At 63.2% G+C, this 24,768-nt stretch carries 24 protein-coding genes, 2 pseudogenes and 1 other annotated feature; of the genes and pseudogenes, 14 read left to right on the plus strand and 12 right to left on the minus strand.

Annotated elements, in window-relative coordinates:
- Nucleotides 1–22: 22 nt before the first annotated feature.
- Nucleotides 23–1,471 (minus strand): IS5 family transposase, encoded by a 1,449-nt coding sequence (locus tag MW290_RS22015; protein ID WP_250196100.1) that lies wholly within the window; start codon nucleotides 1,469–1,471, stop codon nucleotides 23–25.
- Between the two features lie 448 nt (nucleotides 1,472–1,919).
- Between MW290_RS22015 and MW290_RS22020 the strand changes: the two genes are divergently transcribed.
- From MW290_RS22020 to MW290_RS22035, 4 genes are all read left to right on the plus strand, one after another.
- Nucleotides 1,920–2,369, plus strand: a complete 450-nt coding sequence (locus MW290_RS22020; protein WP_250199811.1) for a hypothetical protein — start codon at nucleotides 1,920–1,922, stop codon at nucleotides 2,367–2,369.
- A gap of 7 nt (nucleotides 2,370–2,376) precedes the next feature.
- A complete protein-coding gene (locus MW290_RS22025) occupies nucleotides 2,377–3,210 on the plus strand; it encodes a thymidylate synthase (RefSeq protein ID WP_250199812.1) in 834 nt (277 codons plus the stop codon).
- A gap of 129 nt (nucleotides 3,211–3,339) precedes the next feature.
- Nucleotides 3,340–3,525: a hypothetical protein gene (locus tag MW290_RS22030; protein ID WP_250199813.1), complete on the plus strand. Its 186-nt coding sequence runs from the start codon at nucleotides 3,340–3,342 to the stop codon at nucleotides 3,523–3,525.
- Nucleotides 3,526–3,568: 43 nt separating this feature from the next.
- Nucleotides 3,569–4,024, plus strand: coding sequence for an L-dopachrome tautomerase-related protein (locus MW290_RS22035; protein WP_250199814.1), 456 nt, complete (start codon nucleotides 3,569–3,571; stop codon nucleotides 4,022–4,024).
- A gap of 280 nt (nucleotides 4,025–4,304) precedes the next feature.
- On the opposite strand, the pseudogene MW290_RS22040 reads toward MW290_RS22035, so the two are convergent.
- The 7 genes and pseudogenes from MW290_RS22040 to MW290_RS22075 all read right to left on the minus strand — a co-directional run bounded on the left by MW290_RS22040 (nucleotide 4,305) and on the right by MW290_RS22075 (nucleotide 11,159).
- Nucleotides 4,305–5,267 (minus strand): annotated as a pseudogene (locus MW290_RS22040) (IS5 family transposase).
- A 622-nt stretch (nucleotides 5,268–5,889) separates the two neighbouring features.
- Nucleotides 5,890–6,219 carry a competence protein CoiA family protein gene (locus MW290_RS22050; protein WP_250199815.1) on the minus strand — a complete coding sequence of 110 codons (330 nt, stop codon included), beginning with the start codon at nucleotides 6,217–6,219 and terminating at the stop codon, nucleotides 5,890–5,892.
- Between the two features lie 128 nt (nucleotides 6,220–6,347).
- On the minus strand, nucleotides 6,348–6,842 hold the full coding sequence (locus MW290_RS22055; protein ID WP_250199816.1) for an ATP-binding protein: 495 nt from the start codon (nucleotides 6,840–6,842) through the stop codon (nucleotides 6,348–6,350).
- 4 nt (nucleotides 6,843–6,846) lie between these two features.
- Nucleotides 6,847–7,893 carry an IS630 family transposase gene (locus MW290_RS22060; RefSeq protein ID WP_250199817.1) on the minus strand — a complete coding sequence of 349 codons (1,047 nt, stop codon included), beginning with the start codon at nucleotides 7,891–7,893 and terminating at the stop codon, nucleotides 6,847–6,849.
- 5 nt (nucleotides 7,894–7,898) lie between these two features.
- Nucleotides 7,899–9,251 carry a helicase HerA domain-containing protein gene (locus tag MW290_RS22065; RefSeq protein WP_250199818.1) on the minus strand — a complete coding sequence of 451 codons (1,353 nt, stop codon included), beginning with the start codon at nucleotides 9,249–9,251 and terminating at the stop codon, nucleotides 7,899–7,901.
- Nucleotides 9,251–10,456, minus strand: coding sequence for an SIR2 family protein (locus MW290_RS22070; RefSeq protein WP_250199819.1), 1,206 nt, complete (start codon nucleotides 10,454–10,456; stop codon nucleotides 9,251–9,253). The genes MW290_RS22065 and MW290_RS22070 overlap by 1 nt, the downstream gene beginning before the upstream one ends.
- 133 nt (nucleotides 10,457–10,589) lie before the next feature.
- Nucleotides 10,590–11,159 (minus strand): hypothetical protein, encoded by a 570-nt coding sequence (locus MW290_RS22075; RefSeq protein WP_250199820.1) that lies wholly within the window; start codon nucleotides 11,157–11,159, stop codon nucleotides 10,590–10,592.
- 219 nt (nucleotides 11,160–11,378) lie between these two features.
- On the opposite strand from MW290_RS22075, the gene MW290_RS22080 reads away from it, so the two are divergent.
- From MW290_RS22080 to MW290_RS22090, 3 genes are all read left to right on the plus strand, one after another.
- A protein-coding gene (locus tag MW290_RS22080) for an IS3 family transposase (RefSeq protein WP_375142940.1) occupies nucleotides 11,379–12,604 on the plus strand; the annotation gives its coding sequence in 2 pieces (ribosomal slippage) (nucleotides 11,379–11,667 and nucleotides 11,667–12,604; 1,227 coding nt in all).
- Nucleotides 11,657–11,773 (plus strand) — a sequence feature (AL1L pseudoknot). (Overlaps the previous gene by 117 nt.)
- Before the next feature lie 100 nt (nucleotides 12,605–12,704).
- Nucleotides 12,705–14,681 carry a PAS domain-containing hybrid sensor histidine kinase/response regulator family protein gene (locus tag MW290_RS22085; protein ID WP_250199822.1) on the plus strand — a complete coding sequence of 659 codons (1,977 nt, stop codon included), beginning with the start codon at nucleotides 12,705–12,707 and terminating at the stop codon, nucleotides 14,679–14,681.
- A 5-nt stretch (nucleotides 14,682–14,686) separates the two neighbouring features.
- Nucleotides 14,687–15,070, plus strand: a complete 384-nt coding sequence (locus MW290_RS22090; RefSeq protein WP_250199823.1) for a hypothetical protein — start codon at nucleotides 14,687–14,689, stop codon at nucleotides 15,068–15,070.
- A 118-nt stretch (nucleotides 15,071–15,188) separates the two neighbouring features.
- Here the strand turns inward: MW290_RS22090 and MW290_RS22095 are convergent, their stop codons facing one another.
- On the minus strand, nucleotides 15,189–15,506 hold the full coding sequence (locus MW290_RS22095; protein WP_250199824.1) for a DMT family transporter: 318 nt from the start codon (nucleotides 15,504–15,506) through the stop codon (nucleotides 15,189–15,191).
- Between the two features lie 174 nt (nucleotides 15,507–15,680).
- Between MW290_RS22095 and MW290_RS22100 the strand changes: the two genes are divergently transcribed.
- Nucleotides 15,681–16,262: a TetR/AcrR family transcriptional regulator gene (locus MW290_RS22100; protein ID WP_250199825.1), complete on the plus strand. Its 582-nt coding sequence runs from the start codon at nucleotides 15,681–15,683 to the stop codon at nucleotides 16,260–16,262.
- Between the two features lie 364 nt (nucleotides 16,263–16,626).
- Here MW290_RS22100 and MW290_RS22105 read toward each other — a convergent pair whose 3' ends face one another.
- Nucleotides 16,627–17,295, minus strand: coding sequence for a hypothetical protein (locus MW290_RS22105; RefSeq protein WP_250199826.1), 669 nt, complete (start codon nucleotides 17,293–17,295; stop codon nucleotides 16,627–16,629).
- A gap of 509 nt (nucleotides 17,296–17,804) precedes the next feature.
- Here MW290_RS22105 and MW290_RS33170 point away from each other — a divergent pair.
- The 6 genes from MW290_RS33170 to MW290_RS22140 all read left to right on the plus strand — a co-directional run bounded on the left by MW290_RS33170 (nucleotide 17,805) and on the right by MW290_RS22140 (nucleotide 23,343).
- Nucleotides 17,805–19,511 (plus strand): methyl-accepting chemotaxis protein, encoded by a 1,707-nt coding sequence (locus MW290_RS33170; RefSeq protein ID WP_310740169.1) that lies wholly within the window; start codon nucleotides 17,805–17,807, stop codon nucleotides 19,509–19,511.
- Nucleotides 19,512–19,776: 265 nt separating this feature from the next.
- On the plus strand, nucleotides 19,777–21,636 hold the full coding sequence (locus MW290_RS22120; protein ID WP_375142941.1) for a methyl-accepting chemotaxis protein: 1,860 nt from the start codon (nucleotides 19,777–19,779) through the stop codon (nucleotides 21,634–21,636).
- A gap of 233 nt (nucleotides 21,637–21,869) precedes the next feature.
- Nucleotides 21,870–22,271 carry a transposase gene (locus tag MW290_RS22125; protein ID WP_250199827.1) on the plus strand — a complete coding sequence of 134 codons (402 nt, stop codon included), beginning with the start codon at nucleotides 21,870–21,872 and terminating at the stop codon, nucleotides 22,269–22,271.
- A complete protein-coding gene (tnpB, locus tag MW290_RS22130) occupies nucleotides 22,268–22,489 on the plus strand; it encodes an IS66 family insertion sequence element accessory protein TnpB (RefSeq protein ID WP_250199828.1) in 222 nt (73 codons plus the stop codon). The genes MW290_RS22125 and tnpB overlap by 4 nt, the downstream gene beginning before the upstream one ends.
- Nucleotides 22,486–22,737 carry a hypothetical protein gene (locus MW290_RS22135; RefSeq protein ID WP_250199829.1) on the plus strand — a complete coding sequence of 84 codons (252 nt, stop codon included), beginning with the start codon at nucleotides 22,486–22,488 and terminating at the stop codon, nucleotides 22,735–22,737. The genes tnpB and MW290_RS22135 overlap by 4 nt, the downstream gene beginning before the upstream one ends.
- 264 nt (nucleotides 22,738–23,001) lie before the next feature.
- On the plus strand, nucleotides 23,002–23,343 hold the full coding sequence (locus MW290_RS22140; RefSeq protein WP_250199830.1) for a hypothetical protein: 342 nt from the start codon (nucleotides 23,002–23,004) through the stop codon (nucleotides 23,341–23,343).
- Nucleotides 23,344–23,544: 201 nt separating this feature from the next.
- Here the strand turns inward: MW290_RS22140 and MW290_RS22145 are convergent, their stop codons facing one another.
- Both MW290_RS22145 and tnpC read right to left on the minus strand, forming a co-directional pair.
- The gene (locus MW290_RS22145) at nucleotides 23,545–23,685 is read right to left on the minus strand and encodes a transposase domain-containing protein (protein ID WP_250199831.1); all 141 of its coding nucleotides are present in this window, start codon (nucleotides 23,683–23,685) and stop codon (nucleotides 23,545–23,547) included.
- Nucleotides 23,648–24,685 (minus strand): annotated as a pseudogene (tnpC, locus tag MW290_RS22150) (IS66 family transposase). Before tnpC ends, MW290_RS22145 begins: the two are co-directional and overlap by 38 nt.
- Between the last annotated feature and the right edge of the window lie 83 nt (nucleotides 24,686–24,768).

The following is a 24,768-nucleotide window of genomic DNA, read 5'->3' on the forward strand; positions in this document are numbered from 1 at the left end:
GTGATCGCAAGAGCGGCAGCGGTCACGGCTCCAGCGCGACTTCAGCGCAGGAGACTGGATGACGCAGCACTTCCGCCATGGCCGCCGCATACAGCGCCATCGCGGACAAGGCCAACAAAACGCCACCCAGGCCCAGCCGGGCGATGGCCCGCAGCAGCCAGCGGATGTTGAAGCCCGCCGCGCACAGCACCGCATGCAGCGCGTCGCCTTCCGCGCCCTTGAGCCAGCACCGGTCCATCCGGTGGTCGGCCTTGGTGTGGCCGATCAACGGTTCGATGGCCTGTCTGCGCTTCAACCAAGTCCGCTGCCTGGGGCTGAGCGACTTGAACTTGCCGCGGTGGATCACCTCCACCGGCGCCACGTCCTTGTCCACGCCCCGGTAGCCCAGGTCCACGATGGCGGCGGTGGGCTTGACGCCGATGTCCTGCAGCAGGTTGGTGGTCTGCTCGATCTGCGCGGCCAGCGTGTGGCCGTCGTACGGGTTGCCTGGGAAGCTGCGCGCGCCCACCATCAGGCCGTGCTGGTGGGTGACGGCTAGGCTCACCTTCACGCCGAACTCGTAGGGCTGGCGGGCCTTGCCCTTGCCGATGCACTCGGCCTCCGGTGCGTGCAGGGCATACAGCTTGTTCTTGTCCTTGGGCCGCTGCCGGTGGATGCGCTCGGCGCGCTCAACCCAGGTGTCCAAACTGGCGCGGGTCTCGTCGGCCAGGCCGCCCATCTTGCGGCGCACCTCGCGCAGCAGTCGGCCCAGGATCGTGCGCTGGCGCTTGAGCACGGCCCGCAGCCGCTTGAACTGCTTGGCATGGGCATAACCGCCCGCGCGCCGTCGCAGCGTCTGGCCCTCGTGCTGGTGGGTCTGCTTGAGCTGGATGCCCGCGCGCTTGGCCAGCCGGGCGATCTTCTCGCGCGCCAGCTCCAGCAGCCGGCTGTCGGTGGGGTGGGCGATGGCCTTGCTCTGCACGGTGGAGTCCACGATCACGCGCTCGAACTCGGTCTTCTTGACTGCGCCCATGGCCACCGCCGCCTCGATGGTGGTCTTGAGCAACTGCTCGACACCGGCCTCGCCCAGCACCCGACGGAAGCGGCTGATCTGCGCCGGGTCACAGGGCAGGCGCGGCTCAAAGTAGACCTGCCCGCTGAAGAACTGGAAGTACACGTCCTGCGACCAGCGCACGACCACCGACTCGTCGCTCTCGTTGTAGGCGTGCTTGAGGTACAGCAGCGCCACCATCAGCCGGATGGGCAAACGCGGGCGGCCGGCGTTGCTGACGCCGGCACCGGCCACCGCCAGGCTGGGGCCGAACAGGTCAGAGCCTTCCACCGGCCGGCCCTTGCGATCCCGGTGCGCGAACACCGGCGCCAGCGAAGCCTCGATCTGCGCCCACGGCATGCGCGTGGCCAGCACCGCCAGCGCGTGGCGCAGGTCGATCATCTGATCGAGCCGGGCGCGAAAGAAGTCGTCGGTGGCCATCGGTGGTGACTCCAGAACTCCCAGAAACCGACGTCCATTGGAATGCTTCCCGGGAGACTTCACCATCGGAAATCACCCGAAAGTCGTTTCAGGACAACGACTTGGGAGCTTTGCAGGGCCGACTATGGAGACTTCGAGTGCGACCCTGACTGCGGCAGCCACGTCATCACCGAACGCGGTGGGCTCGCGCTTCGTGCGCGGCGCGCCCACGCGTTGTCCAAGGCGCAGCGGGAGAGCAAGGCGGAGTTCAAGTTCATTTGGATGGGCCTTGCTGACAAGCTGGGGCGCCACGTCGCCAAGTTGGACCGGGCGCAGAATGCTCAATGACGATGCTACAAAACCCTGTTCCGTGGCTCTTCGTGCGAATGCTCCCGGGGGGCTTTGCGTGCATGTCCCGCCGCGAACGTCAGCTTGGCCCTTGACACGGGCGGACATGAGAAGGAGCACAATGTCGGATCAACGGCCTATACCGTCTGATGGTGAGGCGACTCGCGAGCGGAACGATAGGCTGATCCTGGGGGCGCTGGAGACCCTCCGTGATCCCGTCAAGCGCGCGAAGCTGAAGCTGAAATGCACGGTCCCCGCGGTCTGCAAGCTCACGGAGCTCTCCACGAACACTGTTCGCTCGAGGCCCTGGGCGCTGGAGACGCTGAAAGGCATGAAGGCGGCCGCGAAGCGGACCGCTTTGGAGGACGCCGACCAAGAATCGGAGGAGAGCGGCGGGCCGCCTGTGAGCCTAGTGGAAGCTCTTCGGTCGCGCATCACGAGTCTTCTCCATCAAAATACATCGCTCTTCGACGAGGTTCTTGTGCTTCGGGAGCAGTTGAAGGCGAGAGAATTGGTAATCGAAGAACTGCAGGGTAAGCGACTGAGAGTCGTTCTCCCGCCGAACAAATGATAATCTGATGAAACAATACCTTGAACTCCTGGCGGACATTTTGGAGAACGGCGTTGCCAAGGGTGATCGCACCGGCACTGGTACTACCTCCGTGTTTGGTCGACAAATCCGGCATAACTTGGCCGAAGGCTTTCCCCTTCTCACCACCAAGAAGCTTCACTTCAAGAGCATTGCGAACGAACTCATTTGGTTCTTAAACGGCGACACGAACGTTCAGTGGCTCAAGGAGCACGGCGTTAGCATTTGGAACGAGTGGGCGACCGAAGAGGGTGAATTGGGGCCGGTCTACGGGAAGCAATGGACTGCATGGCCTACAAAGGATGGCGGCGCTATCAACCAAATTGACTACGTGGTCAACGCGCTGAAGAACAATCCCAACAGCCGGCGCATCCTTTTTCACGGGTGGAACCCAGAATACCTCCCTGATGAGAAGTTGAGTCCGGTGGACAATGCGCGGGCTGGCAAAATGGCGCTTCCACCCTGTCATTTGCTGTACCAGTTTTACGTGGCGAATGGGAAGCTGTCTGCGCAGTTGTATATTCGCAGCTCCGATAGTTTCCTCGGGTTGCCGTACAACATCGCCTCGCTGGCGTTGTTGACTCATATGCTTGCGCAGCAGTGTGATTTTATTCCGCACGAAATCATTGTGAGCATTGGAGACCTTCACGCATACTCGAACCACATGGATCAGATTCGGACCCAGCTCAGCCGAGAAACGCGCGCTCTGCCACGGTTAATCATTACGCGTCGGCCTTCCTCTATTTACGACTACAAGTTTGAGGATTTCCTCATCGAGGGATATGACCCTCATCCTTCCATTGCGGCTCCGATTGCGGTGTAACGAACATATGTAGGACCACCACTGACTTCTCCAAACTGTGCTATTGCGAACTTCGTGAACTGAGCAGGCAACTCGACGCCGGTCGGCGGCCAGAAGCTGGTCGTCTAGGGGCGCAAGTGCGGGGCCGTCGTGAAGATCATCCCGCTCGACGCGGTGGCAGACCGGAGCGGCAGCTTCCGGAACGGCGTCGCAGTCGACGAAGTGCGCAAGGTCGCATATCTCTCTGATAGCGGGCTCCGCAGCGCGCCGAAAAACCAGGCAGGCATAATCGTTGCTGACTTCGCGTCCGGCCGCACGGCCCGGGTGCTCCATTGACACCACTCGGTGATGCCCGTGGACGGCGTGAATGTGATGTCCCATGGCGAGGCCGTCTGGCCTGGAAACCCGCTGGTCTGGCATCAACGGCATCGCTCTGTCGCCGGACCGTCAACCCCTGTACTGGGCCTTGACCGCCGGCACCACTGTCTTCCGCATCCCAGTGGAGGCGCTCTTGTCCCACACGATCACCGAGGACGCGCGCGGCGCCGCTGTGGAGATCGTCGGGCATGTCGGCGCAAACGCCGATGGCATGGCGTTCGGCCGCGATGGGCACCTCTACATCACCGACGTGACGCACAACGGACTAGTTCGGGTGAACGTTCAGGCCGGGCAAGCCAAGATCGCCGCTAGAAACGACAATGTGTTCTGGCCGGACACTGCCACGTTGGCACCGAACGGCGACATCGTGTTCACAGCGAGCAAGCTCAACGCGCACTTTGCCGGGGCGGTCAAGCCGGGTGCCGAGCGCTACCTGCTTTGGCGACTCAAGCCCTGAGGAACAAAGCTCAGGAGCACCCCAGGTTCAGCAGCAGCGAGCCCACTGCGAGGTGGCGCTCGCTGCTGGGCCTAGGCTGTGGCGGGCTTGCCAACGCCTTCTGCGACAGGCGCTAGGCATTAAGGCAGTGCTGAACAAGCCGCCGCTTTTCTGACCGGTCGGCCATGCGCTGCTGACAACGTGCGGCCATGTCGCTGGCAACGGCTTTCGAGCGGCGCCTGACCGCTTGTTTGCGTAGCCAGTGCCTCGATGGCGCCGGCCACGCTGGCCGCAGACGCACTCATGCCACCAGGCGCTTGCGCGCCAGGTAGAGGTTGGCGAGCGCGACCGCCACGAACGCCCTCGTCGCGTTCTTGGCCAGGCCGCGATAACGCACCTTGCTGAAGCCCCACAACCTCTTGGTGACCGCAAAGACATGCTCGACGCGCGAGCGGACTTTGGATTTCAGACGGTTGATGACCTGATCCAGGCCGGCCGTCGCGCTGCCAGGCCGCACGCGCTGATTGGTGCGATCTCGCGCCTGTGGTGCCTTCGAGCGGATCAGCGCCTGCTGCGAGGCGTACGCACTGTCGCCGTACACCTCGTGTTCGGCGCCGTGCAGCAGCTCGGGCAGCGGGTGCTTGTCATGCACGTTCGCAGCCGTCACGACGGCGCTGTGAGCCAAGCCAGTCTCGCTGTCCACTCCGATATGCAGCTTCATGCCAAAGTGCCACTGCTTGCCTTTGCGCGTCTGGTGCATCTCGGGATCGCGCTGGCCCTTGGCATTCTTGGTCGAACTAGGGGCGGCGATGATGGTGGCGTCCACGATGGTGCCGTTGCCTACCTTCATGCCACGGGCCTGCAGCACCTGGCCGACCTCGGCGAACAACGCAGCCCCCAGGCCATTGGCCTCGATCAGGCGCCGAAACTTCAGCAGCGTTGTGGCGTCGGGCACCCGCTCAACGCCCAGGTCGATTCCCACGAAGCGGCGCAGCGCCGTGCTGTCCAACAGGGCGTCTTCGCAGGCCTCGTCGCTCAGGTTGAAGCAGTGCTGCACGAACTACATCCGCAGCATGCGCTGGAGCCCCACGGGCGGGCGACCGTTGCCGGGCTTGGGGTAGTGAGGCTCCACCACGCTGCACAACGCGTCCCATGGCACCACCTGCTACATCGTCGCCAGGAACTGGTCTCGACGCGTCGGGCGGCGAAAGCGCTCGAAGGCGGCGTTCTGATCTGCTGCCATGGCCAGGGTCTGTTGCTTCATGCCAAGCGGCTTGCAGTAGCCATGCCAGGGTGGGACTTGATCAGCGTTGCCTTAAGCTCCGCGCAATGGCTCTTCAATGGCAACTTCCAGCGGCGTGTAGGGCTCGACACCCAAAAACGTGTTGAGCTTGGCATTGTCCATACGCACCGGTTGCTCCCACAGATAGCGCATCTACAGGAGCTCCTTGAAGGTCTGGACGAAAGGCGACAGAGCGCGTACCAGCCACCAAGGAAAGCGCTTCAAGCGAGGTTCAGAGCCGCCGCTACGCAAGACCACGCGTTGAATGGCACGGCCAATCACCCGTCCGTTCCCATCCCAGTGGCCGGCCATGTGGAAGCTGCCGAAGGGCGGAAGTGCACCTCGTCGACGGACGAGCTCAACCATCGTTCGCGCCACATCGGGCAGGATTGTGACCAACGCCGGTCCGTCCGGGTAATTGCACCGCTCGCACTGGCGTCCCGGGCTTCACCATACCTTGCGTGAACCAGTTGTTCCCGGAGCGCGGTCCAAAGAAGTGGCCGGCCGGTACCACGATCACGAATTTCCCGGCGTCAGCCGCCCCGCAAAGAACATGCCGCCGTTGGCGCAGTTCACATGTCTCTCGGCCTTCGTCCAGACGATGTCACAAGCCACCCCGGAGGGATGGGGCAGGAAGCGGGTGGTAGATGTCGAAGTTCTGCTTGAAAACGCTGCCGTCTATCACCCAGACGAGGTTCTTGTAGAACGCCTCACGCGACAAGCGCTCGACATCTGACATTGCTGAGTGCTGCACCTCTACAACGATGCCCTTGGGGGTCTTGATGTCGGCGCGATGCACCTCACCGTCTGGGGCAACTTTTGAGACTTCGAGCCATGCTTCCGGGAAAAGGCTCTTCCAAGATCGGTGCCAGGGGGTTTCATTCTCCCACTTGGGATCGCAGTTGCGGCGGCCGAAGTGGGCCCAGTAGTGCATGGTTCGCGGCCCGCACTTCGCGATAATAGCGATTGGACACATCGGACAGGTTCCCGCCCGCCCAGAAAAGGAGGAGCCCTCTTGCCGTAGACGTCTGCGAACTGCATAGCGCGCTATCTCGCGAAATGTTAGGCCAGTGGCTGCGGTGCCTCGCTCCAGAGCTTCTCAAGGTCGACGTCCTCGCTGGCAGGCTGCTTGTTGGTTGGCAGGCGGTCAACTTGGATGACCATCGGAAGCTCAAATGCAGTTCCAGTGACCACGCAGCACCCCTGCGACAGGCCAGGAATGAGGCTGCGCGACAAGGCGTCCAGCGTCGAGATGGTGTTGTCGATGAGAAAGAGGTCCCTGTCGTTCACCAAGCGATGGATGAAGAAGTTGTGCAGCTGCGAAACAATGGTTGGCGATATGTCGGCCGGGCGCTGGCTTGCAATCGTCACAAACATGCCGAACTTGCGGCCCTCCTTAATGATTTCTTCGAAGAGCTCAAGACGATAGTCTTTCCAGCTCTCGCTCTCTCGCGTCGACTGCTCGGACAGAATGTTGTGAGCTTCGTCGATGATGAGGTGGACAGTGCGGTCTGGCGGGGTGCTAACTTCTACCTTGTGGGCGTTGTAGTAGTCCACTGAATCAGAAAAATTGGTGGTGTCGACGGTTCGGGTTGTCGTACTTCCACTTGATCGGCTTGGGGCTCTTGTTGTGCTCGCGGATGTAGCGCATGAGCTTCTTGTCCAGGTCCTTGACGGAGGTGAAGATGCCCCGGCTGATGACGTCGCGCTGGATGCGGGAGAACCAGTTCTCAACTTGGTTGAGCCAGGACGAATAGGTCGGCGTGAAGTGGATCTGGACGTTGCCGTGCTTGGCCAGGAAGGCTTGAACCAGCTCAGTCTTGTGGCTGCTGACGTTGTCGCAGATGACATGGATCTCGCGGCCTTCGGGTTGGCTGGCGACCACGTCGCCCAGGAAGCCGACGAACTGCTCGCTCGTGTGGCGCGGCGCGGTCATGCCCAGCACCTCGCCGGTGGCGGTGTTCAGCGCGGCGAACAGGCTCAAGGTGCCGTTGCGCTTGTATTCAAAGCCATGGCTCTCGGCCCGGCCCGCAGCCAACGGCAGCATCCGGTCTTTGCGGTCGAGGGCCTGGATGGCCGTCTTCTCGTCGACGCAGAACACGGCAGCGTGCGCAGGCGGGTTGAGGTACAGCCCGATCACGTCAGCGGCCTTGGCTTCGAAGTCCGGATCGTTGGAAACAAGGTGCCGTTCCAGGCGGTGCGGCTGAAGGCCGTGCTTGCGCCAGATGCGCTGCACGGCGGAGAACGAGACATCGCCCAGCTCGGCCGCCAGCTTGCGGCTGCTCCAGTGCGTGGAGCCGTCCTTGGGTTTGTGCTTCAGGGTCTTGTTCAGCACCCGGGCTTCCAGCTTGGCCACTGGCCTTACGGGAGCGCGACCAGGGTGCAGCGATACCAGCCCGGCCAGCCCCTGAAGCTCGAAGGCCTTTGTCCAGCGCGTGACGAAGGCATCGTTGCAGGCCAGCTTGGCTCGGATGTCCACCCGGCGCTCGCCATCAGCCCACAGCAGCACGCAGCGCGCCCGCCGAGCCAGCGCCGCGCTACCACTGCGCTTGCGGATCACCGCCTCCAGATCCGCGCGATCGTCGTCCGTCAATGTCATCCTGTGCATGTCCTTCAAGATGAAGCATACACAGCCGATTTCAAGGATTCAGTGGAGTAGTGCTTGGCAAAAAGCAACGGCAGGACCTTCTTGACCTCGTTGTTGCAGCGTCGCAAAGAGATGACGGTCAGAACCCGTTCCAGCTCCGCAGCGTCCCCAATGCTCAGCACGCGACGCATGCTCTTCAACGAGGACTCAACTCGCTTGAGCAGCGGCTGGATGTGCTCGAACTGGACGAACCCGGTGTTCAAGTCGGACATCAACTGAAGGTTCACGCGGACGATTAGCTGGTCGAAGTCGTCCAGATTCACGGTATCCAGCGCCTCTACGGTCGGGGCAATTAGCGCGTCGTAGTTCTCGCCGTCAGCGTTGAAGTAGACAGTGCCGATATGGAATCGGGTGGCCCTTTGGTGCCAGCTCACTTCCTTTAGCAAATCCTCGAGTGGCTGGTTGTTGATTCGGCGCGCAATGGCCCGCATCAGGTCCAGAGTTGCCGGCCGAACCTCTCCCGCGCAGAACGCTTGGCGAAACTTGCTTTTGGCATAAGCAGCTAACGATCCGGGGTTTGTCTCGTACCTCGCCTTCCCTGTCAGGACGCGACTAAGGAACGGCCGCTGGGTGTTCATCGTCGCTTGGAACAGCAGGGAGAGAGTCTCGAGGTCCCAGAACTCCGCCGGCGACAGGGGAAACTTGTCGCCCGCACCGGCCCCGCCAGCACGCTCCTGCGTCGAGAGCTGATAGACCCTCTTGTGCTCCGCCGGCGCCAACTGCTCACCGCCATACTCACCATTGAAATCGAGAATGATAAAGCGGCTCTTTCCTGCGATGAGTGGCAGCTTCTGGTCAAACAAGACGGTGTGCAGCTTGGCTAGTGTGTTCGACTTGCCACTGCCCGTGTTGCCGAAGATTCCGATATGGCTGTTGAACAGTCGCTTCCAAGGCAGACCGACGGCGATTTCTTCTTTGAGCATCTGCCCAATCTTGAAGCTGCTGTCAGCCTTGCGGTCGAAGATCGACCTGATGCGCTCCTCTGGCAACAAAAATGCCGCGTCCTGAATCATTGGCAGGAACTTGATGCCCTGCGTAAAGCCTGCGCGGTCGAAAAATCCAATGGGCCTGGCCTCCACTTTGCGCACAAAGGCGGTCCCGCCATCGCGTGTCTCCACCCGACTCTCGTCAAGGTACTCGCCCTCGACCATACAGATGATGTCGCGAAAGCCTCGCTGGATCGACAGGTACTCGCGGATGGACACCCCCTTGTACTTGTCGCCATCGCGGAAGAGCGTCTCCTTGCTGGACTGCTCGTCGATCTTGAGGACCACCCTTGTGCCGTGGACGGCGATGACCTCCCCAACGCGGATGCTCATCAGACCAAGCCCCCGTTGTCAGCGGGCATCTGCGGAAGGGCTGCGGCATTTTGGGCTGCCACAGGCGCTGCCGCAGTCGGCGTCGAGGCTGCAGCTTCCGGCCAAGCCAGCACACGCTCATTGAAAGCAGTGAAGTCCATCTTCTGCTGCTCCGAGAGCACCAGACACTTGACGTTGCGGTGACCTCTGAAGGCTTCTTGCACTGCAGCGTGAGACCTCTCGCTGTAGCAGCACACGTAGACCAACAGGCCAGGGTTCGATAGCGACCGCATCAGAAGATTAAGGATGTGCTCGTCGGCGAAAGAGAAGCCGAATGTGATGAGCACGGCATTGGGCTTCTCGAGCTCGTAGCTAAGTAGCCGAAGCATCTGGTAGTAGTGCTCCTCATAAACCGTCTCGTGGAACTTCCACTTGGTCGGGTTGACGATAGGCATGTCCTTGTACTTCGCCCAGAAAGCGTCCAGCTCCACGTCGGTGAACGTCGTGGCGGGCAAGTCAGCTAGCGTCGCGTTCTCGTTGTCGAGCGCCGCAGAGAATGGCTGCAGCTTCTCCACTGCGGCCTGATCTAGAAGCTCTTCGCGCCCAGACAAGTCGTAGTCGACTTGAATGGAGCTGCCCGCCTTGCTCCAGTACACCGACCCGTGCAGGTGTATGAGATTGATTTGGGGGATGCTGGCCTGATAGCGGCCAAAAACGCCCGCCTGGCACAGGTAGGACCCAAAGTTCCGCGCTTGAAGAATGCGCCGCGTAAAGCCTCGCGTGCCGTCGTTCAGCACGAAGTCGGTATGACCTCGTCTGATAAGCGCGTCGGCCACCAGCGGGAAGCATCCGTCATAGTTCGTGGTGAACACGTTGCACCGGCGGTCCAGCGCCTTGCGTCGCTTGACCATCTCCAAGGCGGTGGTTAGAAACGTTTCATAGTTCTTGATGGCAGCTGCGCCCTCGACGGTAGACGTCGAGTTTTGCAACGTCAGCTGCTCCGCTGGCCTGATGCACGACCAGTAGTAGTGCATGAACAGCGGCACCAAGCGCCGAAGGTCCTGATCCTCTTGCTCGAACTTGGTTGCGAGTTCCTCAAGGGAGTAGCGACCATCGCCTTCCCCTGTCCGCATGTTGAGCTGAAGGGTCGGCAGGAGGCCTGTTGATGCGCCCGAGCCGAACAGGAAATTGACGTCCTTGTCGTAGATGTCGCCGACTGAAATCACTGGCCTCTCCCTGACCATTGTCCGAGGCTTGAATCCTGCCAGGAGACGATGCCGCTGGATACTGGCGTCAGCAGCGGGACGCCCGGCATGGGAGGCATTGATGACCAAGTGAGACAGGCCGAGCGTGCGCTGCTCAGAGCGCCGCTCCCCGGGCCGTATCGAGTGCATCTCGAAAGCTTTCCAGCTGAGCGCGAAGGACGTGGTCCTGCTCCTCGAAGCACTGGTTCAGGATGTACAAATAGTTGTTCTGTTCCCTATAGCCGTAGGGTTCGATGAGATTCGCCCGCATCACGCCAGCCAACGGTGCCAGACGGTCATGCTGCTCCACGCTTCTCAAGGCGGCAAGCGCCACTCCGAGCAGCTCGTTCTTGAGCCTGCGAGTGACGCGCGGCGACATCAGGATGTACTGCACAATGCGCCCTATCGCCCCGGCGGCTTCGAATGAGATGTGGACGTGCCGCCCTTCCCGCTGGTCAGGAAAAGGCGTGTCACCAGGCTCCGTCAGGTCCTTGGCGTCATTGATCCACTCCAACGTGACGTCAACGACTTCGTATAGATGGTAGGCGAGCGGCGTCGGGAACTCGTGGTTCTCATCTTCCGGCCGCACCTCCCGGGCACGGTCAACAAGGCGGCTCGCAAAATGAGGCATGTAGTGCAGCCACAGGTGGTCAGCGACACGCTGGTGAAGGCCCTCCAGCACCATGATCCGAAAGAACCAGATGCCCGCGTAGACCGGATTTCGGTGCTTCCCGGCTTCCTGGAAGGTCTGCAGCGACCGTTGAGGTTCTTCCGGAGGGCTTCATCCGCGTCAATCCGCCAGCACGGCTTCACCTACTGACCGGTAGACCCCCAGGCGCGCGGCCACATCGACATGAACCGCCCCGGGATTCGAGGAGGCTCAACACTCTGAGAGGATTGAGCCATGAGCAAGTCGAACAAGTTCTCGCCCGAGGTGCGTGAGCGTGCGGTGAGGATGGTGCAGGAGCACCGAGGGGAGTACCCGTCGCTGTGGGCGGCCATCGAGTCCATCGCGCCCAAGATTGGCTGCGTGCCGCAGACGCTGAACGAATGGGTCAAGCGCGCCGAGGTCGATGCCGGCGTGCGCGAAGGCGTGACGACCAGCGAGGCTGAGCGAGTGAAGGAGCTCGAACGCGAGGTGCGTGAACTGCGCAAGGCCAACGAGATCCTGAAGCTGGCCAGCGCGTTTTTCGCCCAGGCGGAGCTCGACCGCCGCCTCAAGTCCTGAAGGCCTTCGTCGACCGGCATCGCCAGGAGTTCGGGGTCGAGTCGATCTGCCGCGTCTTGCAGATCGCCCCGTCGGCCTATTGGCGCCATGCATCCCGTCAGCGCAACCCGGCGCTGCGCTCGCGTCGCGCACAGCGGGATGCGTGCCTGGTGCTTGAGGTCCAGCGCGTGTGGCGGGCCAACATGCAGGTCTACGGCGCTGACAAGGTCTGGCGTCAGCTCAATCGCGAAGGCGTGGCGGTGGCCCGTTGCACCGTCGAGCGGTTGATGCGTCAGCAAGGCCTGCAGGGCGTGCGCCGAGGCAAGGCCGTGCGCACCACCGTTCCGGACCTCAAGGCACCGTGCCCGCTGGACCGGGTCAACCGGCAGTTCCGTGCCGAGCGGCCCAACCAGCTGTGGGTCTCGGACTTCACCTACGTGTCGACCTGGCAGGGCTGGGTCTATGTGGCGTTCGTGGTGGACGTGTTCAGCCGGCGCATCGTGGGCTGGCGCCAGAGCAGCTCGATGCACACCGAGTTCGTGCTCGACGCGCTGGAGCAGGCGCTGTACGACCGCAAGCCGACCGAAGGTGATGGCCTCGTGCACCACTCGGACCGCGGGTCGCAGTACCTGTCCATCCGCTACAGCGAGCGCTTGGCCGAGGCCGGCATTGAGCCCTCAGTGGGGTCCAAGGGCGACAGCTACGACAACGCCCTGGCCGAGACCATCAACGGGCTCTACAAGGCCGAGGTCATCCACCGGAGGGGGCCCTGGAAGACCAAGCAAGCGGTGGAACTGGCGACGCTGGAATGGGTGGCTTGGTTCAACCACCATCGACTGATGGAGCCCATGGGCTACATCCCGCCGGCCGAGTTCGAGGCCAACTACCATCGACAACACGCTGGTCAGGCCGCGACCGTCTGACTTAAACCAACGGGCCTCCGCGATACACGGGGTGGTTCACAGTGAGGCGGCACTCGCTCAAGCACAGCGTCTGTGCAAGCTCGGGAGTTGGGAGTGGGAGGTGGAAGCCGACATCGTGATCTGGTCGGCCGAGCTGTATCACATCTTTGGCCTGGACCCCTCTCGGCTTCCTCCGACCTTTGCCGAGCATGAGCAGCTCTACCTCCCAGAGAGCTGGACGCGCCTGCAAGCCGCTGTGCAGCAGCTGTTGCAGACCGGCCGGCCATACCGGCTCGATTTGGAGTACCGCCGCGCGGATGGCTCAACCGGTTGGCTCGAAGCGCGTGGTGCAGGGGAGCGTGGGGAAGGCGGAGACATCACGCGGCTGTTTGGGACCGCACGCGACATTACCACGGAGCGTTTGACCAACCTGAGCGTCAAGCGCGGCAGGAAGCTTGTTGTACTCCAGCGCACGTTGCGTGACGAGCGCGCCCGTGCACAGAAGGTGGAGCAGGCGCTGGTCCAAGCCAAAAAGCTGGAGGTGCTGGGCTTGCTTGCTGGCGGGATCGCTCACGACTTCAACAACGTGCTTGCAGCCGTCTCGGGATCCTTGCACCTGCTCAAACGCCGTAGCCCCGACCCGGAAGCAGCAGTCCTTGTTCGGCGCGGCCTCGGCGCAGTCGACCGCGCGACGCGCTTGGTTCGGCAACTGATGGGATTTTCTCGGACACAAACCATTGATGCGCAAGTCATCGACATCGGTGCCCGGCTGAGCGACGTCCGGGAACTGCTACAGCTCACAGTCGGGCCGAAGATTCGCGTCGACATCGACGTCAAAGAGTCCGCCTACGTGCTGATGGATCCCTATCAGCTGGAAGTGGCCCTGCTCAACCTGGCGATCAATGCGCGAGATGCGATGGCCGCCGCCGGCACCCTGCGGGTCACTACGCGTCGGGAGGCGGCCCCTGGGGATGCCCCGGCCGCAGCAGCCAGTTGGCTTGCGCTGGCAGTGGCTGACACGGGCGCAGGCATGGACGCGCAGACGCTGGCTCGGGCGCGTGAGCCTTTTTTCACCACCAAAGCGGAGGGCCAAGGCACCGGGCTCGGGCTGGCCATGATCAGTGCGTTCGCAGAGCGCTCGGGCGGTCGCTTTTTACTGGACAGCACACTGGGCGCAGGGACCAAAGCGACGCTGCTATTCCCGGTAGTCGCGGGTGTGGATGGCACGGGCGACCAGACTGCCGAAGATGAGGTCGACCGCTCCTTGCATGGCAACGCGCGCGTTCTGGTGGTCGAAGACGATCCACTGGTACGCCCCACCGTGGTCCAGTACCTCAGGGACCTCGGATATGAGGTCCATGCCGTCGACGACGCCGCCAAGGCGATCCGGCTGGCCAGGGTCGCGCGCCCGTTGGATCTGGTCGTCACGGACGTGGCTATGCCCAGCCTGGATGGTCCGACGCTGGCCAGAGCCATCCGCCAAAGCCACCCCGAAGCTCAGGTGCTCCTCATGACCGGCCACTCGGCAGCCGCACAGGTCGCAGGCGAAGCGGTCCTGCAAAAGCCCTTCACCCAGGCTCAGCTGGCAAAGGCGGTTCTGACAGCCTTGGGACGAGCATCGCAGCAGCGCCCATCGTTCGCCCACCGCATCCACCACCCCGCCCTGGTAGCGCTCTATCACGCCTGGACCGGGGCCCGCACCTCGACTTCGTTGACCGCCCTGGCCAGCCTGGAACTCGACACTCGGCCGGACATAGACTCCACTTTCGTCGTCGAAATCGTCAGCAAAGCGCCGTTCGCCCTTAAGAGGTTGCATGTGGGTAGCCAGCTCGAGCTGCAAGCTGCCCAGCAGCTCGATTTTGGATTTGCGGTGGCCGATGGTGACCGTCTATTTGCCGGACTGGAAGCCGCCTACCGCCGGTGTGCACGCCGTCAGGAGCCGGTGTACGAGTACATGCGATTCCAGGGGGAGCAAGGCGGCCCGTTCCAGTTCGAGCGCTTGCTCCTTCCGTGCGCAGACGACAGTGGTCGGCCGCGGTACCTTGTGGGCATGGTCAAGATTGCCAACCTGCCGGAGGCGTCGTCGAAGGAGGAGTAGCCGACATGAGAGTTAGTCCAGACTTTGATGCCCCCGATCTTGCCGAGAAGGTCGAGGCTCTGCATGCCTATGAAATCAACCAGTTGCCCTTCGGCGTCATTCGGCTGGACGCCGGCGGCAAGGTCGATCTTTACAGCACGAGGGAGGCCACCCTGTCAGGGTGGAACGGTCGACCCAACATCGGCCTGGACTTTTTCACTCGCGTGGCGCCTTGCATGAATACGCCCGCCTTCAAGGGCGCCTTGGACGCCGCGGTGGCGGAAGGACGGGTCGACGCCGAGTTCGTGCACATCGGCGATTTCGCGGACCCGTACAGAGCAATCCGAATCCGCGCTCTCTCATCAGCGGACGGCGGCGTCTGGCTGTTCTTGCTGCGAGAGTTGTCCTAGTGCATCGGGGGTTGGCTGCAACTCGCGACGGGCATTCTTCGCCACTGGCCCAGCCTAGCGTTGAGCTCTACCAGGTACCGCCTGGTATCACTGCTAGAGGCGCAAGTCTCAAAGTGATTCAACTTGCGAGCTTGAGCGTGACAACGCCACTCACGATGAGCAGCACACCCATGTACCGCATGAGAGAGGTTGGGTCGCCGAAGAACAGCACACCTACCAAGAACGTTCCGGCGGCCCCTATGCCCGTCCAAACCGCATACGCGGTTCCGATGGGTATGTGACGCTGTGCGAGCCACAGAAAAAAGCCGCTCATGGCCATGAAGCTCACAGCGATAGCCACGCCAAAGATGCGTGTCGCGGGAGCCTGTGCCATCTTCAAGCCCACGGGCCAGCCTATCTCGAGTACGCCGGCAAGAAACAGATAAAGCCAACTCACAGCAACCTCCAAAAGAGACTTTCACGCCCCCCGTCCGGCACGCGATGCAGGGATGACCGTGGGCCGGAGTTTGTACTCCGGCGCGTAGACCCGCAGGCCCACCAGAGAGGCGCGACAAACACGTCAGTTCGGTTAAAATACGAGCGTATCAAAACCTTTGCTTGGAGTCAATAGATGGCCAGACCTCGCACTGTCGACCGTGAGTACATCCTGGATGTAGCCGAGGGAGTGGCGGCGGCAACAGGCGCTGCGGGACTGTCGTTCGGTGCCGTCGCAGCTGCGGCCGGGATGTCGAAGGCTTCCGTTCAATCGGCGTTCGGTACAAGGGAGTCGCTCATCGAAGCCATGCTGGACCGGTGGCTTGCTCAAGAGACTGCCCGATTTACGGCCAAGGCAGGAGAGAGCCCATCTTTAAAGGTGAGGGTGCTAGCGCACATTGCGAACACATCCGAAGAGTCCGAAGTGAGCATGCAGAGGGCGGCCACCCTGCTGGCCTGCCTTGCAGGCAGTGACAGTCAGGTTGGCGCAGTTGCGAGGTGGTACACGACACGCGTCGGCGATCTTTCCGTTCGCAACGATGAGGAGAGAAGGCTCCGGCTAGCCTTCTTGGCAGCGGAAGGCGCTTTCTTCATGCGGTACGTTGTGGGCTATTCCATGTGCACCGAGCGCTGGTCCGACATCTTTGAAGACCTGACTCGCATGGCTGGAGAGCCAGAGAGGAAACAGGACCGTCAAGGCCGCCGAAAGCAACTGTGAGCGTCGGACGTTCGCTGCTCGCGAGAGACGAATCGTGTCCATGCCTTGAACCCACCAAAGACTGACCTTCCATTGGCCCCAAATGGCTGCAAGACCGCACACGCTCACGGATGTCGGTCCTCGAAACATAGGCGGTGGGCTTGGCATCAAAGACGTCCCTGGGAGGCTTCGTAGGCTCAGACGTCAATTGGCTCCGGCGCATGAAGTCAACGGCCGCCTGCAGCTTCTCTATTGCGGGCGCTGCCTTCCCTGCTCGCACGCTACGTAGCAGGATAGGTAGGATCAGGCAGGAGAGGACATGCCGCCGAAACCCCACGTCGCATTGACCTACGAACCATCCAAGACCGCCAGGAATGAACGCGCTTCACGGCACAACGGCTCGCAGCCGCGCGAACAGCTCATTGGCCTGTGTGCAGGCGACTTCTGCGCTCAGCGCGTAGTGCCTGGTGGCCTCTTTAGATGCCGCGGCGCCGTCGCCATGCGCTGCAAGGAGTCCCTCGACGCCCTGCTGTGCCAGCTTCACCGCCTCGCTGGCATTCAGCATCATGTCGAAACTGGTTTCGCCGCGAAGGATGAGCTCGTGCAAGCCTGGAGCGCTGGAGGTCTCGTACTGCGCCAGCAGCGCCTCAACTGTATGCAGGCAACCTTGCGCTAAGTCAGCGGTGCCTTGCAGTAGCTCGTATGTCGCCACCCGCAAAAGGTGAAGGTACTCGAGCACAGCACATCCCAGCTCGTCCCACTGCGGCGAGCTTTGATCCGGTGTGGCGCAAGCGGCCGTCTTTTCCATCAGCGCTGAGATGGCCGCCAAAACGCTGGCCACTTCCGCTTGTACAAAAACGCCTGCAGATTCATGCGCCTCTGTAGCGGCCGTCAATTCTTCAAGCGGCGACGTTCCGCGATGCCCCAGCTTGGCGCCCGCTGATATCGGCATTCGGCTGACGGCGGCCGCAAGGCGGAGCGCGGCTGCGATGTCGGCCCGCGCTGCGTTGCACTCGCTTCCCGGTTGAGTTTGAGAATGTGGTCCGCTTGTCATGTACTTGCTCCCGGTCGCCGAGCGTCTACGCGGGTCGGCAGAGTGTCTGGGTTCGCTGGTTGGGGCGGCTGATCGACCACTTCGGGCACGCGAACCCGGTCAGGGTCAACCACGGCGCCGTCGGACAAGCGCTCCGCGAACATCCATATGGCCGCCCCAACTATCGCTCCCCAGGCGATGCCGAAGAGCACCGTGGCTTTCGGGGTGCCTGGTAGGGGAGTCGGTCGCTGATCCATGGTCCCGTTTCGTCTGCATCGCTCGGAAGCTGAGGCTCTCTGGTCCCCGCGTGAACGTAGTTTGACGCAAGTCAAAGTCATCTCTGATCGGTTAGTCGCCTTTGGGCGTCATGTATGACTGATTCCGAGAAGTTTTCACGCTTTGTATACAACCTGCGCACGCGCCGGCTCAAGCAGCGGTCGCCACGCTCGAAACCGTGGTGCTGCTGGTTAGTCGGGCATGACTTCGCATGCGCCGGGCGGCCTCAAGAGAGGTGTTGTATGAGGATCGGTTTGACGGTTGCCAAGCGCTTGGCTCTGGGCTTTGGTGCGACGGTGGCGCTGGGGGTGGGCATCGTGGTGTACGCCGCCACGACGTTCGGGACGATGAGCACCGACATCGACTTGCTGGCCAACAACCGCATGCTCAAGGTGACGCAGTTCAGCACCATCAAGGACAACTTACAGAGCATCGGCCGCTATGCGCGCAACACCCTCATCAAGCCGGACCCAGCGTTCGTGGCCGGCGAAAAGGCCAAGATCGCCGAGCTGAGGGCTGCCAATACAGAGCTGATTGCCAAGTTGGAAAAGACTGTTGTCTTGCCGGCCGGCCTGGAATTCCTCAAGACGCTGCAGGACAACCGAGGCCCTTACAACGCAGCCATCGACAAGGCCATGGACTTGGCGGCTCGCGGCGAAAAGGAGGCAGCGGCGGAGCTACTCATCGGTGAGGTGAGGGAACGGCAAGCAGTCGTATTCAAGGCCGTGGATGACTCTGTGGCGCTGCAGCGCACCCTGGCTGTGGAGTTGGCAGAGAAAGGGAGGGCCACGGCGTCAACCAGTGCCTGGACCGTTTCCATCCTGGCAGCCGTCATGGCGCTGATTGGCGTGCTGGTGGGCTGGAGCATGAACCGGTACCTGCGTCGGGCTCTCGGCGCGGAGCCGGCAGTCCTCAGTGCCGAGGTGGCCCAGGTGGCTGCTGGCGACCTGAGCCGCAAGCTGACGGTGGCGAATGGCGACAGTGGCAGTGTGATGGCCAACGTGGCGCAGATGCAGTCGCGGCTGTTGGCGGTCGTGACGACGGTTCGCGCGAACTCGGAAAGCGTGGCCACCGCCAGTGCCCAGATCGCGCAGGGCAACCAGGATCTCAGTCAGCGCACCGAGGAGCAGGCGAGCGCGCTGCAGCAGACGGCAGCGACCATGGACCAACTGGGCACCACGGTGCGTCACAACGCTGACAGCGCTCAGCAAGCCAATCAGCTGGCCCTGGGGGCATCGGAGGTGGCTGCCCGCGGCGGCGCAGTGGTGGGAGAGGTCGTCGAGACGATGAAGGGCATCAACCAGAGCTCACAGAAGATCGCTGACATCATCGGCACCATCGACGGCATCGCCTTCCAGACCAACATACTGGCGCTCAACGCGGCCGTAGAGGCGGCCCGTGCCGGCGACCAGGGGCGCGGCTTTGCGGTGGTGGCCGGTGAGGTGCGAACGCTTGCACAACGCTCTGCGCAGGCGGCCAAGGAAATCAAGTCGCTCATCGGTCACAGCGTCGAGCAGGTGGAGCGCGGGACGGCGCTGGTGGACCGTGCGGGCAACACGATGAACGAAATCGTGACGGCCATCGGGCGCGTCAGCGACATCGTCGGCGAAATCAGCTCGTCCAGCGTGGAGCAGAGCGGGGGCGTGACCCAGGTTGCCCACGCCGTCAACCAGATGGACCAGGTGACACAGCAGAACGCCGCTTTGGTTGAAGAGAGCGCAGCCGCGGCGGAGAGCCTTCGAGTTCAGGCACAGCAGATGGTGCAGACCGTGGCTGTGTTCAAGCTTGACGGCGTGACTTCGACCCCGCGGGCTGCGGCAGCGTCGTTGGCTGCAGTCGGCTCATCGCTGTCAGCCTCGCGCACTGCCATGACCCCGCCTTCAGCGGCCAAGTCAAGCACTGCAGGCCGGCAAAGCGCGCGTGTCGAAGAAGCACCTCAACCCGATTGGGCGCACTTCTAAACGTCATGTGCTCATCGCTGCGAGTCAACAGACTAAGTGACGGCCGGCTGCCCCTCGCTGGCTCCTTCGCGGGAGCGCCATCGAACGTATCGATCCAGGGACTTCCCGTCGCCGGCGGCGTGGACCTGTACGCCCCTGTCTCAGGCGGTGGCGGGCAGTTGGTGTGCGCCAGTTGACCTGCCGCCAACTTTCATGAAAGACCTCCATGCCTTCCACCTCTCCTGACCGCCTACAGCTGACTTTCGTCCTGGCGGCTTGGCCGGCCTTGCCGCTAGCCGCCCTGGTGGCCGGTACAGCAGGCTGGCTGTCGTCATGGCAGGCCTTCTGGGCCGCGGCCGTTGCCGGCGTGCTCACCGGCCTAACTGCTGCCTGCGCCCATGTCATCGCACGCCGCCGGTTCGCGGTCTGCAAGGCCGCGCATGCCCAGGCCCTGGCCGGCCTGGTGGCCAGCGCCCGCAACATGGCTAGCCAGCATGCGGCCGGCGACATCGACGTGGTGATGGACACCGCCTCGCTGGCCGATGAGGCGCAGGCACTGGCCCAGACGGTCAACGATCTGGTAGCCAGCCACATCGCGGTCAAGAAGCAGGCCATGGCGGTGGTGCTCAAGTACGGCCAGGGCGACTTCAGCGCCACGATGCCGCCGCTGCCGGGCAAGAAGGCCTTCATCAACGACACGCTCGACCAGGTGCGCGGCCACCTCACCGGCCTGGTGGCCGAGCTGAGCCACATGTCGCGCGAGCACGACCTGGGCGACATCGACGTGGTGATCGACACGCGCCGCTTTGCCGGCGACTTCCGCAGCATGGCCGAAGGCATCAACCAGATGGTGGCCGGCCATATCGCGGTGAAGAAGAAGGCCATGGCCTGCGTGGCCGAGTTCGGCCGCGGCCACTTCGACGCGCCGATGGAAGCGCTGCCTGGCAAGAAGGCCTTCATCAACCACACGCTGGAAGAAGTGCGCGCGCACCTGAAGGCACTGATACGCGATGCGCAGCACCTGGTGGAGAACGCCACTGCCGGCCGGCTGGATGTGCGGGCCGACGCTGCACTGCACAGCGGCGACTTCCGCAAGATCGTCGAAGGCATGAACCAGACGCTGAATGCGGTGGTCGAGCCGGTTCAGGAAGTGGCGCGGGTGCTCAAGGCCATGGAAGGCGGCGACCTCACCCAGCAGGCCAGCACCCGCAGCGGCGGCCAACTGGCCGACCTGTGCGACAGCCTGAATGCCAGCGTGGCCAAGCTGGCCGAGGTGGTGACGGGCGTGACCGGCACGGCCGAGCACCTGATGCAGGCCGCGAGCGAAGTCAGCGCCACCGCCCAGTCACTGAGCCAGGCTGCGACCGAACAGGCCGCAGGCGTCGAAGAGACCAGCGCCTCCATCGAGGAGATGACCGCCTCGATTGCGCAGAACACAGACAACGCGAAGGTCACCGATGGCATGGCCAGCCAGGCCGCCAGCGAAGCCGCCGAGGGCGGCGAGGCCGTCAAGGCCACGGTGGCGGCGATGAAGCAGATTGCCCACAAGATCACGATCATCGATGACATCGCCTATCAAACGAACCTCCTGGCGCTGAACGCGGCCATCGAGGCCGCGCGGGCGGGCGACCATGGCAAGGGTTTTGCGGTGGTGGCGGCCGAGGTGCGCAAGCTGGCAGAGCGCAGCCAGCTGGCCGCCGAAGAAATCGGCACCGTGGCCAGCAGCAGCGTCGACCTGGCTGAGCGCGCTGGCGCGCTGCTGGCCGCGATGGTGCCCAGCATCCGCAAGACCTCCGACCTGGTGCAGGAGATCACTGCCGCCAGCGAAGAGCAGTCCTCGGGCGTCAACCAGATTAACGCGGCCGTGATCCAGCTCAGCCAGACCACGCAGCAGAACGCCTCCAGCGCCGAGGAGCTGGCGTCCACGTCGGAAGAGATGAACGCTCAGGCCAGCGAGTTGCAACAGGCGATGTCGTTCTTCTTGATGAGCAAGCAGTCGAGCGCAACGGGACGACCGGTGAACCACCCGGTCGCCGGAACGTCCCATCGCAGCGGGCTGAAACGAAATCTAGCGTCAGTAACTCCGCTCAAGGCGCTCGCTAGTGCCACCCCGGAGCTAAGGCAGTCCGACTTCGTCAACTTCTGACGGTTGGCGCGTTTCGCGCAAGCGCACACCCGCCTGCGTCGACAACCGCGACACGCAACAGGCTCCGAGCGCAGCTGAACAAGAGCTCACGAACGAGATGCCTAGGCCTGCTGAAGGCAACTCTGAACAAGCCGCCGCATCTCTGACCGGTCGTGTGCGTTCAGTCCGACCATCTTGAAGGCCGGGTAGGTGCATAGGAGCCTCGTGTCCACCTCGAACTCTTTGGTGGACACGTGAACTCTATCCTCGATCTACAAGGTGGCCCGCGCCGTCGGCGTCGTACGCACAGCGACGAGTTCAAGGCCGGCGCGGTGGCCCGTTGCCGTCAACCGGGCATGTCGATGGCGGCGGCGGCGATGGCCCATGGCGTCAACGCCAACTTGCTGCGTCGGTGGGTGCGCGAGGCCGAGATGAAGCCAGTGGCCAGCGCCCTTCGCGCGATGACCCCTGGTGAAGTCCAGGCGCCTGAGCAAAGGTCATCGTTCGTTCCGGTGCAACTGCCCGCGACCAGCGAGACGGCCGCGCTGCCTGACATCCGCATCGAGCGTCAGCGCGGCGCGACAGCGGTCACGGTAACCTGGCCGGCCAGTGCGGCTAGCGAGTGTGCGACCTGGATGCGCGAACTCCTTCGATGATTCGCATCAATGCTCTGTGGCTGGTGGCCGAGCCCATCGACATGCGCGCAGGCAGCGAGCGGCTGCTGGCGCGCGTGGTGCAGGTGTTCGGTGCCGCGCAGGCTCATCTCGGCTACCTGTTCGCCAACGCGCGGGGTACCCGAATCAAACTGCTCGTACACGACGGCTTCGGCATCTGGTGCGCGGCGCGGCGTCTAAACGCCGGCCGCTTCGCATGACGCTCAACGCGGACCATCACCCACGGCTCAACCGCACGCACCGCCCGGGCCCGCAGCGGCCGGCGACGATGCAGGACAAGCGGGCCGTGGTGCCCCTGCACCCCTCGGCCTACGATGTGTGGCTCCGGGGCACCATCGAAGAGGCCGCCGCGGCGCTGGTGCTGCCCCACGTTGATGACTATGACGCGGGGCCCGATGGTGCCCCGCCGGCTGCGCCGAAGGCGCCGGTGCAGCCGGATCTGCTGTGAAACTTTGTCGCTAAGATCAGCCGTAGCGGCTCAGCCTTCCGCCAGGCCGGTGTTCATTCACAGGACTCCGAGAGACGAGAAGGCATGAGCGGTTATTGGATCTTGTCGCTAGCCTTAGGGGCTGCGGCCTATGAACTTCAGAAGAGGGGCAAGCGCCCTCTCGCCGCAATCTGCGGTGTCGCAGCAACCGCGTTTTTGTTGCTGGATCTGATGTAGCTGGCGCCACACCACTGGTGGTGCGGATACAGCGGCGGTCTCAGCCCTGTGGGCACCGTATCCTCGAAAGACTTTTCGAACTACAGCAAACCCATGCTTCGCGTAGCGCTCCGATTTGCGGTGGCCCTGATAGGCCTCGCACTCGCCACTGTGTTTCTTGTCCTCGCTGTGCGAAACGGCGACTGGTTTGGGTATGCCAAGGCCGGGTTCACCGCCCTGGTGACCTGTTGGCTGTTCTCTTCGCTGCGCCACGGCTCAACTGCAGAGGCCGATGGCGCTGTTTCTAGTGGTCCCAACACGAACGCTGAGCGGATCGCGCTGGGGCTGGCCATTGGATTCGTCGCTCCCCTTGTGCTGTTCTGGCTTCTTCATGCCCTGCTGGTGCGATGAAGCAGAGCTAGCTGTGGGCGCCCCGCCCGCGGCACCGAAGGCTCTGGTGCGGCGGATCTACTTCAAGCCTCTGGCGGGCCCTACCGGTCGTCCTGGCCAGCGCGGGCGCGCTGCTCGGCCGCCCGCTTCGCTTCGCGGACCATGGTGGTCTCTGCCGCTTCGTGAGCGTCTGGCCGTCCCACCTTGACGGCGATCAGAAGCTCACGCGTTTGAAGGCTTCCACCGATGCGGCAACAGCTCGTCGAGCTGGGAGTTGCGCAGCGCCGGTAACCGCTGCAGCACGTCACGCAGGTAGGCCCAAGGCTCATGCCCGTTGATCCGCGCCGACTGCACCAAGCTCATGACGATGGCCGCGCGCTGGCCTTGCGAGTTCGCTGCCCACGAACTGCCAGGCTTTGCGTCCCATCGCCCAGGGCTTGATCTGCCGTTCAAGGTGGTTGTTGCCCAGGGCGACGGCGCCATCTTCGAGGTGTTGCGTGAGTGCCGTCCAATGGCATAGCGTGTAGTCGATGGCCTTGGCCGTCGCGCCAGCCTCAGCGACCACGCGCCGCTCGAGTTCGAGCCACTTGCGAAGCTCGTTCCATAGCGGCCTGGCCAGGCGCTGCCGCTGCGCTCTCCGGCCCTCGTCATCGAGGTCCTTCAGCTCCCCCTCGACTTCGTAGATGCGGGCGAACCGCCGAAGTGCGTCCAGCCCGATGGGGCTCGTGCCTTAGTGCGTCAGCTCCTCGAAGTTCCTGCGCGCATGAGCGGCGCATGCAGCGCTGGTGCGCCCTGGGTAATGCCGAGGGTCCACCACGGCCTCGTACGCACCGTAGCGGTCAGTGAGCAGCGTCCCGGACCATCGTCGCTCGCCGCGTCGCTCGTCGCCGTTGAGGAAGGCCACCGGGTACTGCGCCCCGCGCCCTCGGCAGAAGTCGTAGACGACGACGGGCACTGCATCGTGCCAACTTCGCGCGTAGGCCCACATGTAGGCCCGGCGTGTCCTGCCTGCGCCGGGGTCCAGCAAGGCCACCGGCGTCTCGTCAGCGTGCAGCACGCGGCAATCGAGCACGAAGCGCTTGTGCAGCACGTACAGCGGCTCCAACGCCGCGCCCACCTGACCGGTCCCGACTGCCAACGTCGAGCGCGGGGTGTGCACGCCGGAGCGGGCGTTGATGGTCTCTTGACGGTAGTACGGCAGGTGGTCCACGAAGCGGCTGATCGCCGTGTGCGCCAGCAGCCCGCTGGCGGCGATGCCGCCCTGGACGATCTCCGGCACGCTGGGCGCCTGCTTGAGGATCTGGCAGTGCCGGCAAGCCCACTTGCCATAGACGTGGCGGTGCACGAAGAATTCGGCCGGCACGATGTCCAGCCGCTAGGTGACGTCTTCACCGATGCGCTTCATGGGACGTCCGCAACCCTGCTCTTTGCAGTCGGTGCCGTCGG

This window comes from Aquincola tertiaricarbonis (assembly GCF_023573145.1).
Lineage (GTDB): Bacteria > Pseudomonadota > Gammaproteobacteria > Burkholderiales > Burkholderiaceae_C > Aquincola > Aquincola tertiaricarbonis_B.

Excerpts from the sequence above, each read along its gene's own strand:
- MW290_RS22065 (WP_250199818.1), bottom strand. The coding sequence starts at position 9,251 with ATGAGCATCCGCGTTGGGGAGGTCATCGCCGTCCACGGCACAAGGGTG.
- MW290_RS22060 (WP_250199817.1), bottom strand. The coding sequence starts at position 7,893 with ATGCACAGGATGACATTGACGGACGACGATCGCGCGGATCTGGAGGCG.
- MW290_RS22090 (WP_250199823.1), top strand. The coding sequence starts at position 14,687 with ATGAGAGTTAGTCCAGACTTTGATGCCCCCGATCTTGCCGAGAAGGTC.
- MW290_RS22075 (WP_250199820.1), bottom strand. The coding sequence starts at position 11,159 with ATGGTGCTGGAGGGCCTTCACCAGCGTGTCGCTGACCACCTGTGGCTG.
- MW290_RS22035 (WP_250199814.1), top strand. The coding sequence starts at position 3,569 with ATGGCGAGGCCGTCTGGCCTGGAAACCCGCTGGTCTGGCATCAACGGC.
- MW290_RS22135 (WP_250199829.1), top strand. The coding sequence starts at position 22,486 with ATGACGCTCAACGCGGACCATCACCCACGGCTCAACCGCACGCACCGC.
- MW290_RS22025 (WP_250199812.1), top strand. The coding sequence starts at position 2,377 with ATGAAACAATACCTTGAACTCCTGGCGGACATTTTGGAGAACGGCGTT.
- MW290_RS22050 (WP_250199815.1), bottom strand. The coding sequence starts at position 6,219 with ATGCACTACTGGGCCCACTTCGGCCGCCGCAACTGCGATCCCAAGTGG.
- MW290_RS22015 (WP_250196100.1), bottom strand. The coding sequence starts at position 1,471 with ATGGCCACCGACGACTTCTTTCGCGCCCGGCTCGATCAGATGATCGAC.
- tnpB (WP_250199828.1), top strand. The coding sequence starts at position 22,268 with ATGATTCGCATCAATGCTCTGTGGCTGGTGGCCGAGCCCATCGACATG.
- MW290_RS22105 (WP_250199826.1), bottom strand. The coding sequence starts at position 17,295 with ATGACAAGCGGACCACATTCTCAAACTCAACCGGGAAGCGAGTGCAAC.
- MW290_RS22100 (WP_250199825.1), top strand. The coding sequence starts at position 15,681 with ATGGCCAGACCTCGCACTGTCGACCGTGAGTACATCCTGGATGTAGCC.
- MW290_RS22020 (WP_250199811.1), top strand. The coding sequence starts at position 1,920 with ATGTCGGATCAACGGCCTATACCGTCTGATGGTGAGGCGACTCGCGAG.
- MW290_RS22145 (WP_250199831.1), bottom strand. The coding sequence starts at position 23,685 with ATGAGCTTGGTGCAGTCGGCGCGGATCAACGGGCATGAGCCTTGGGCC.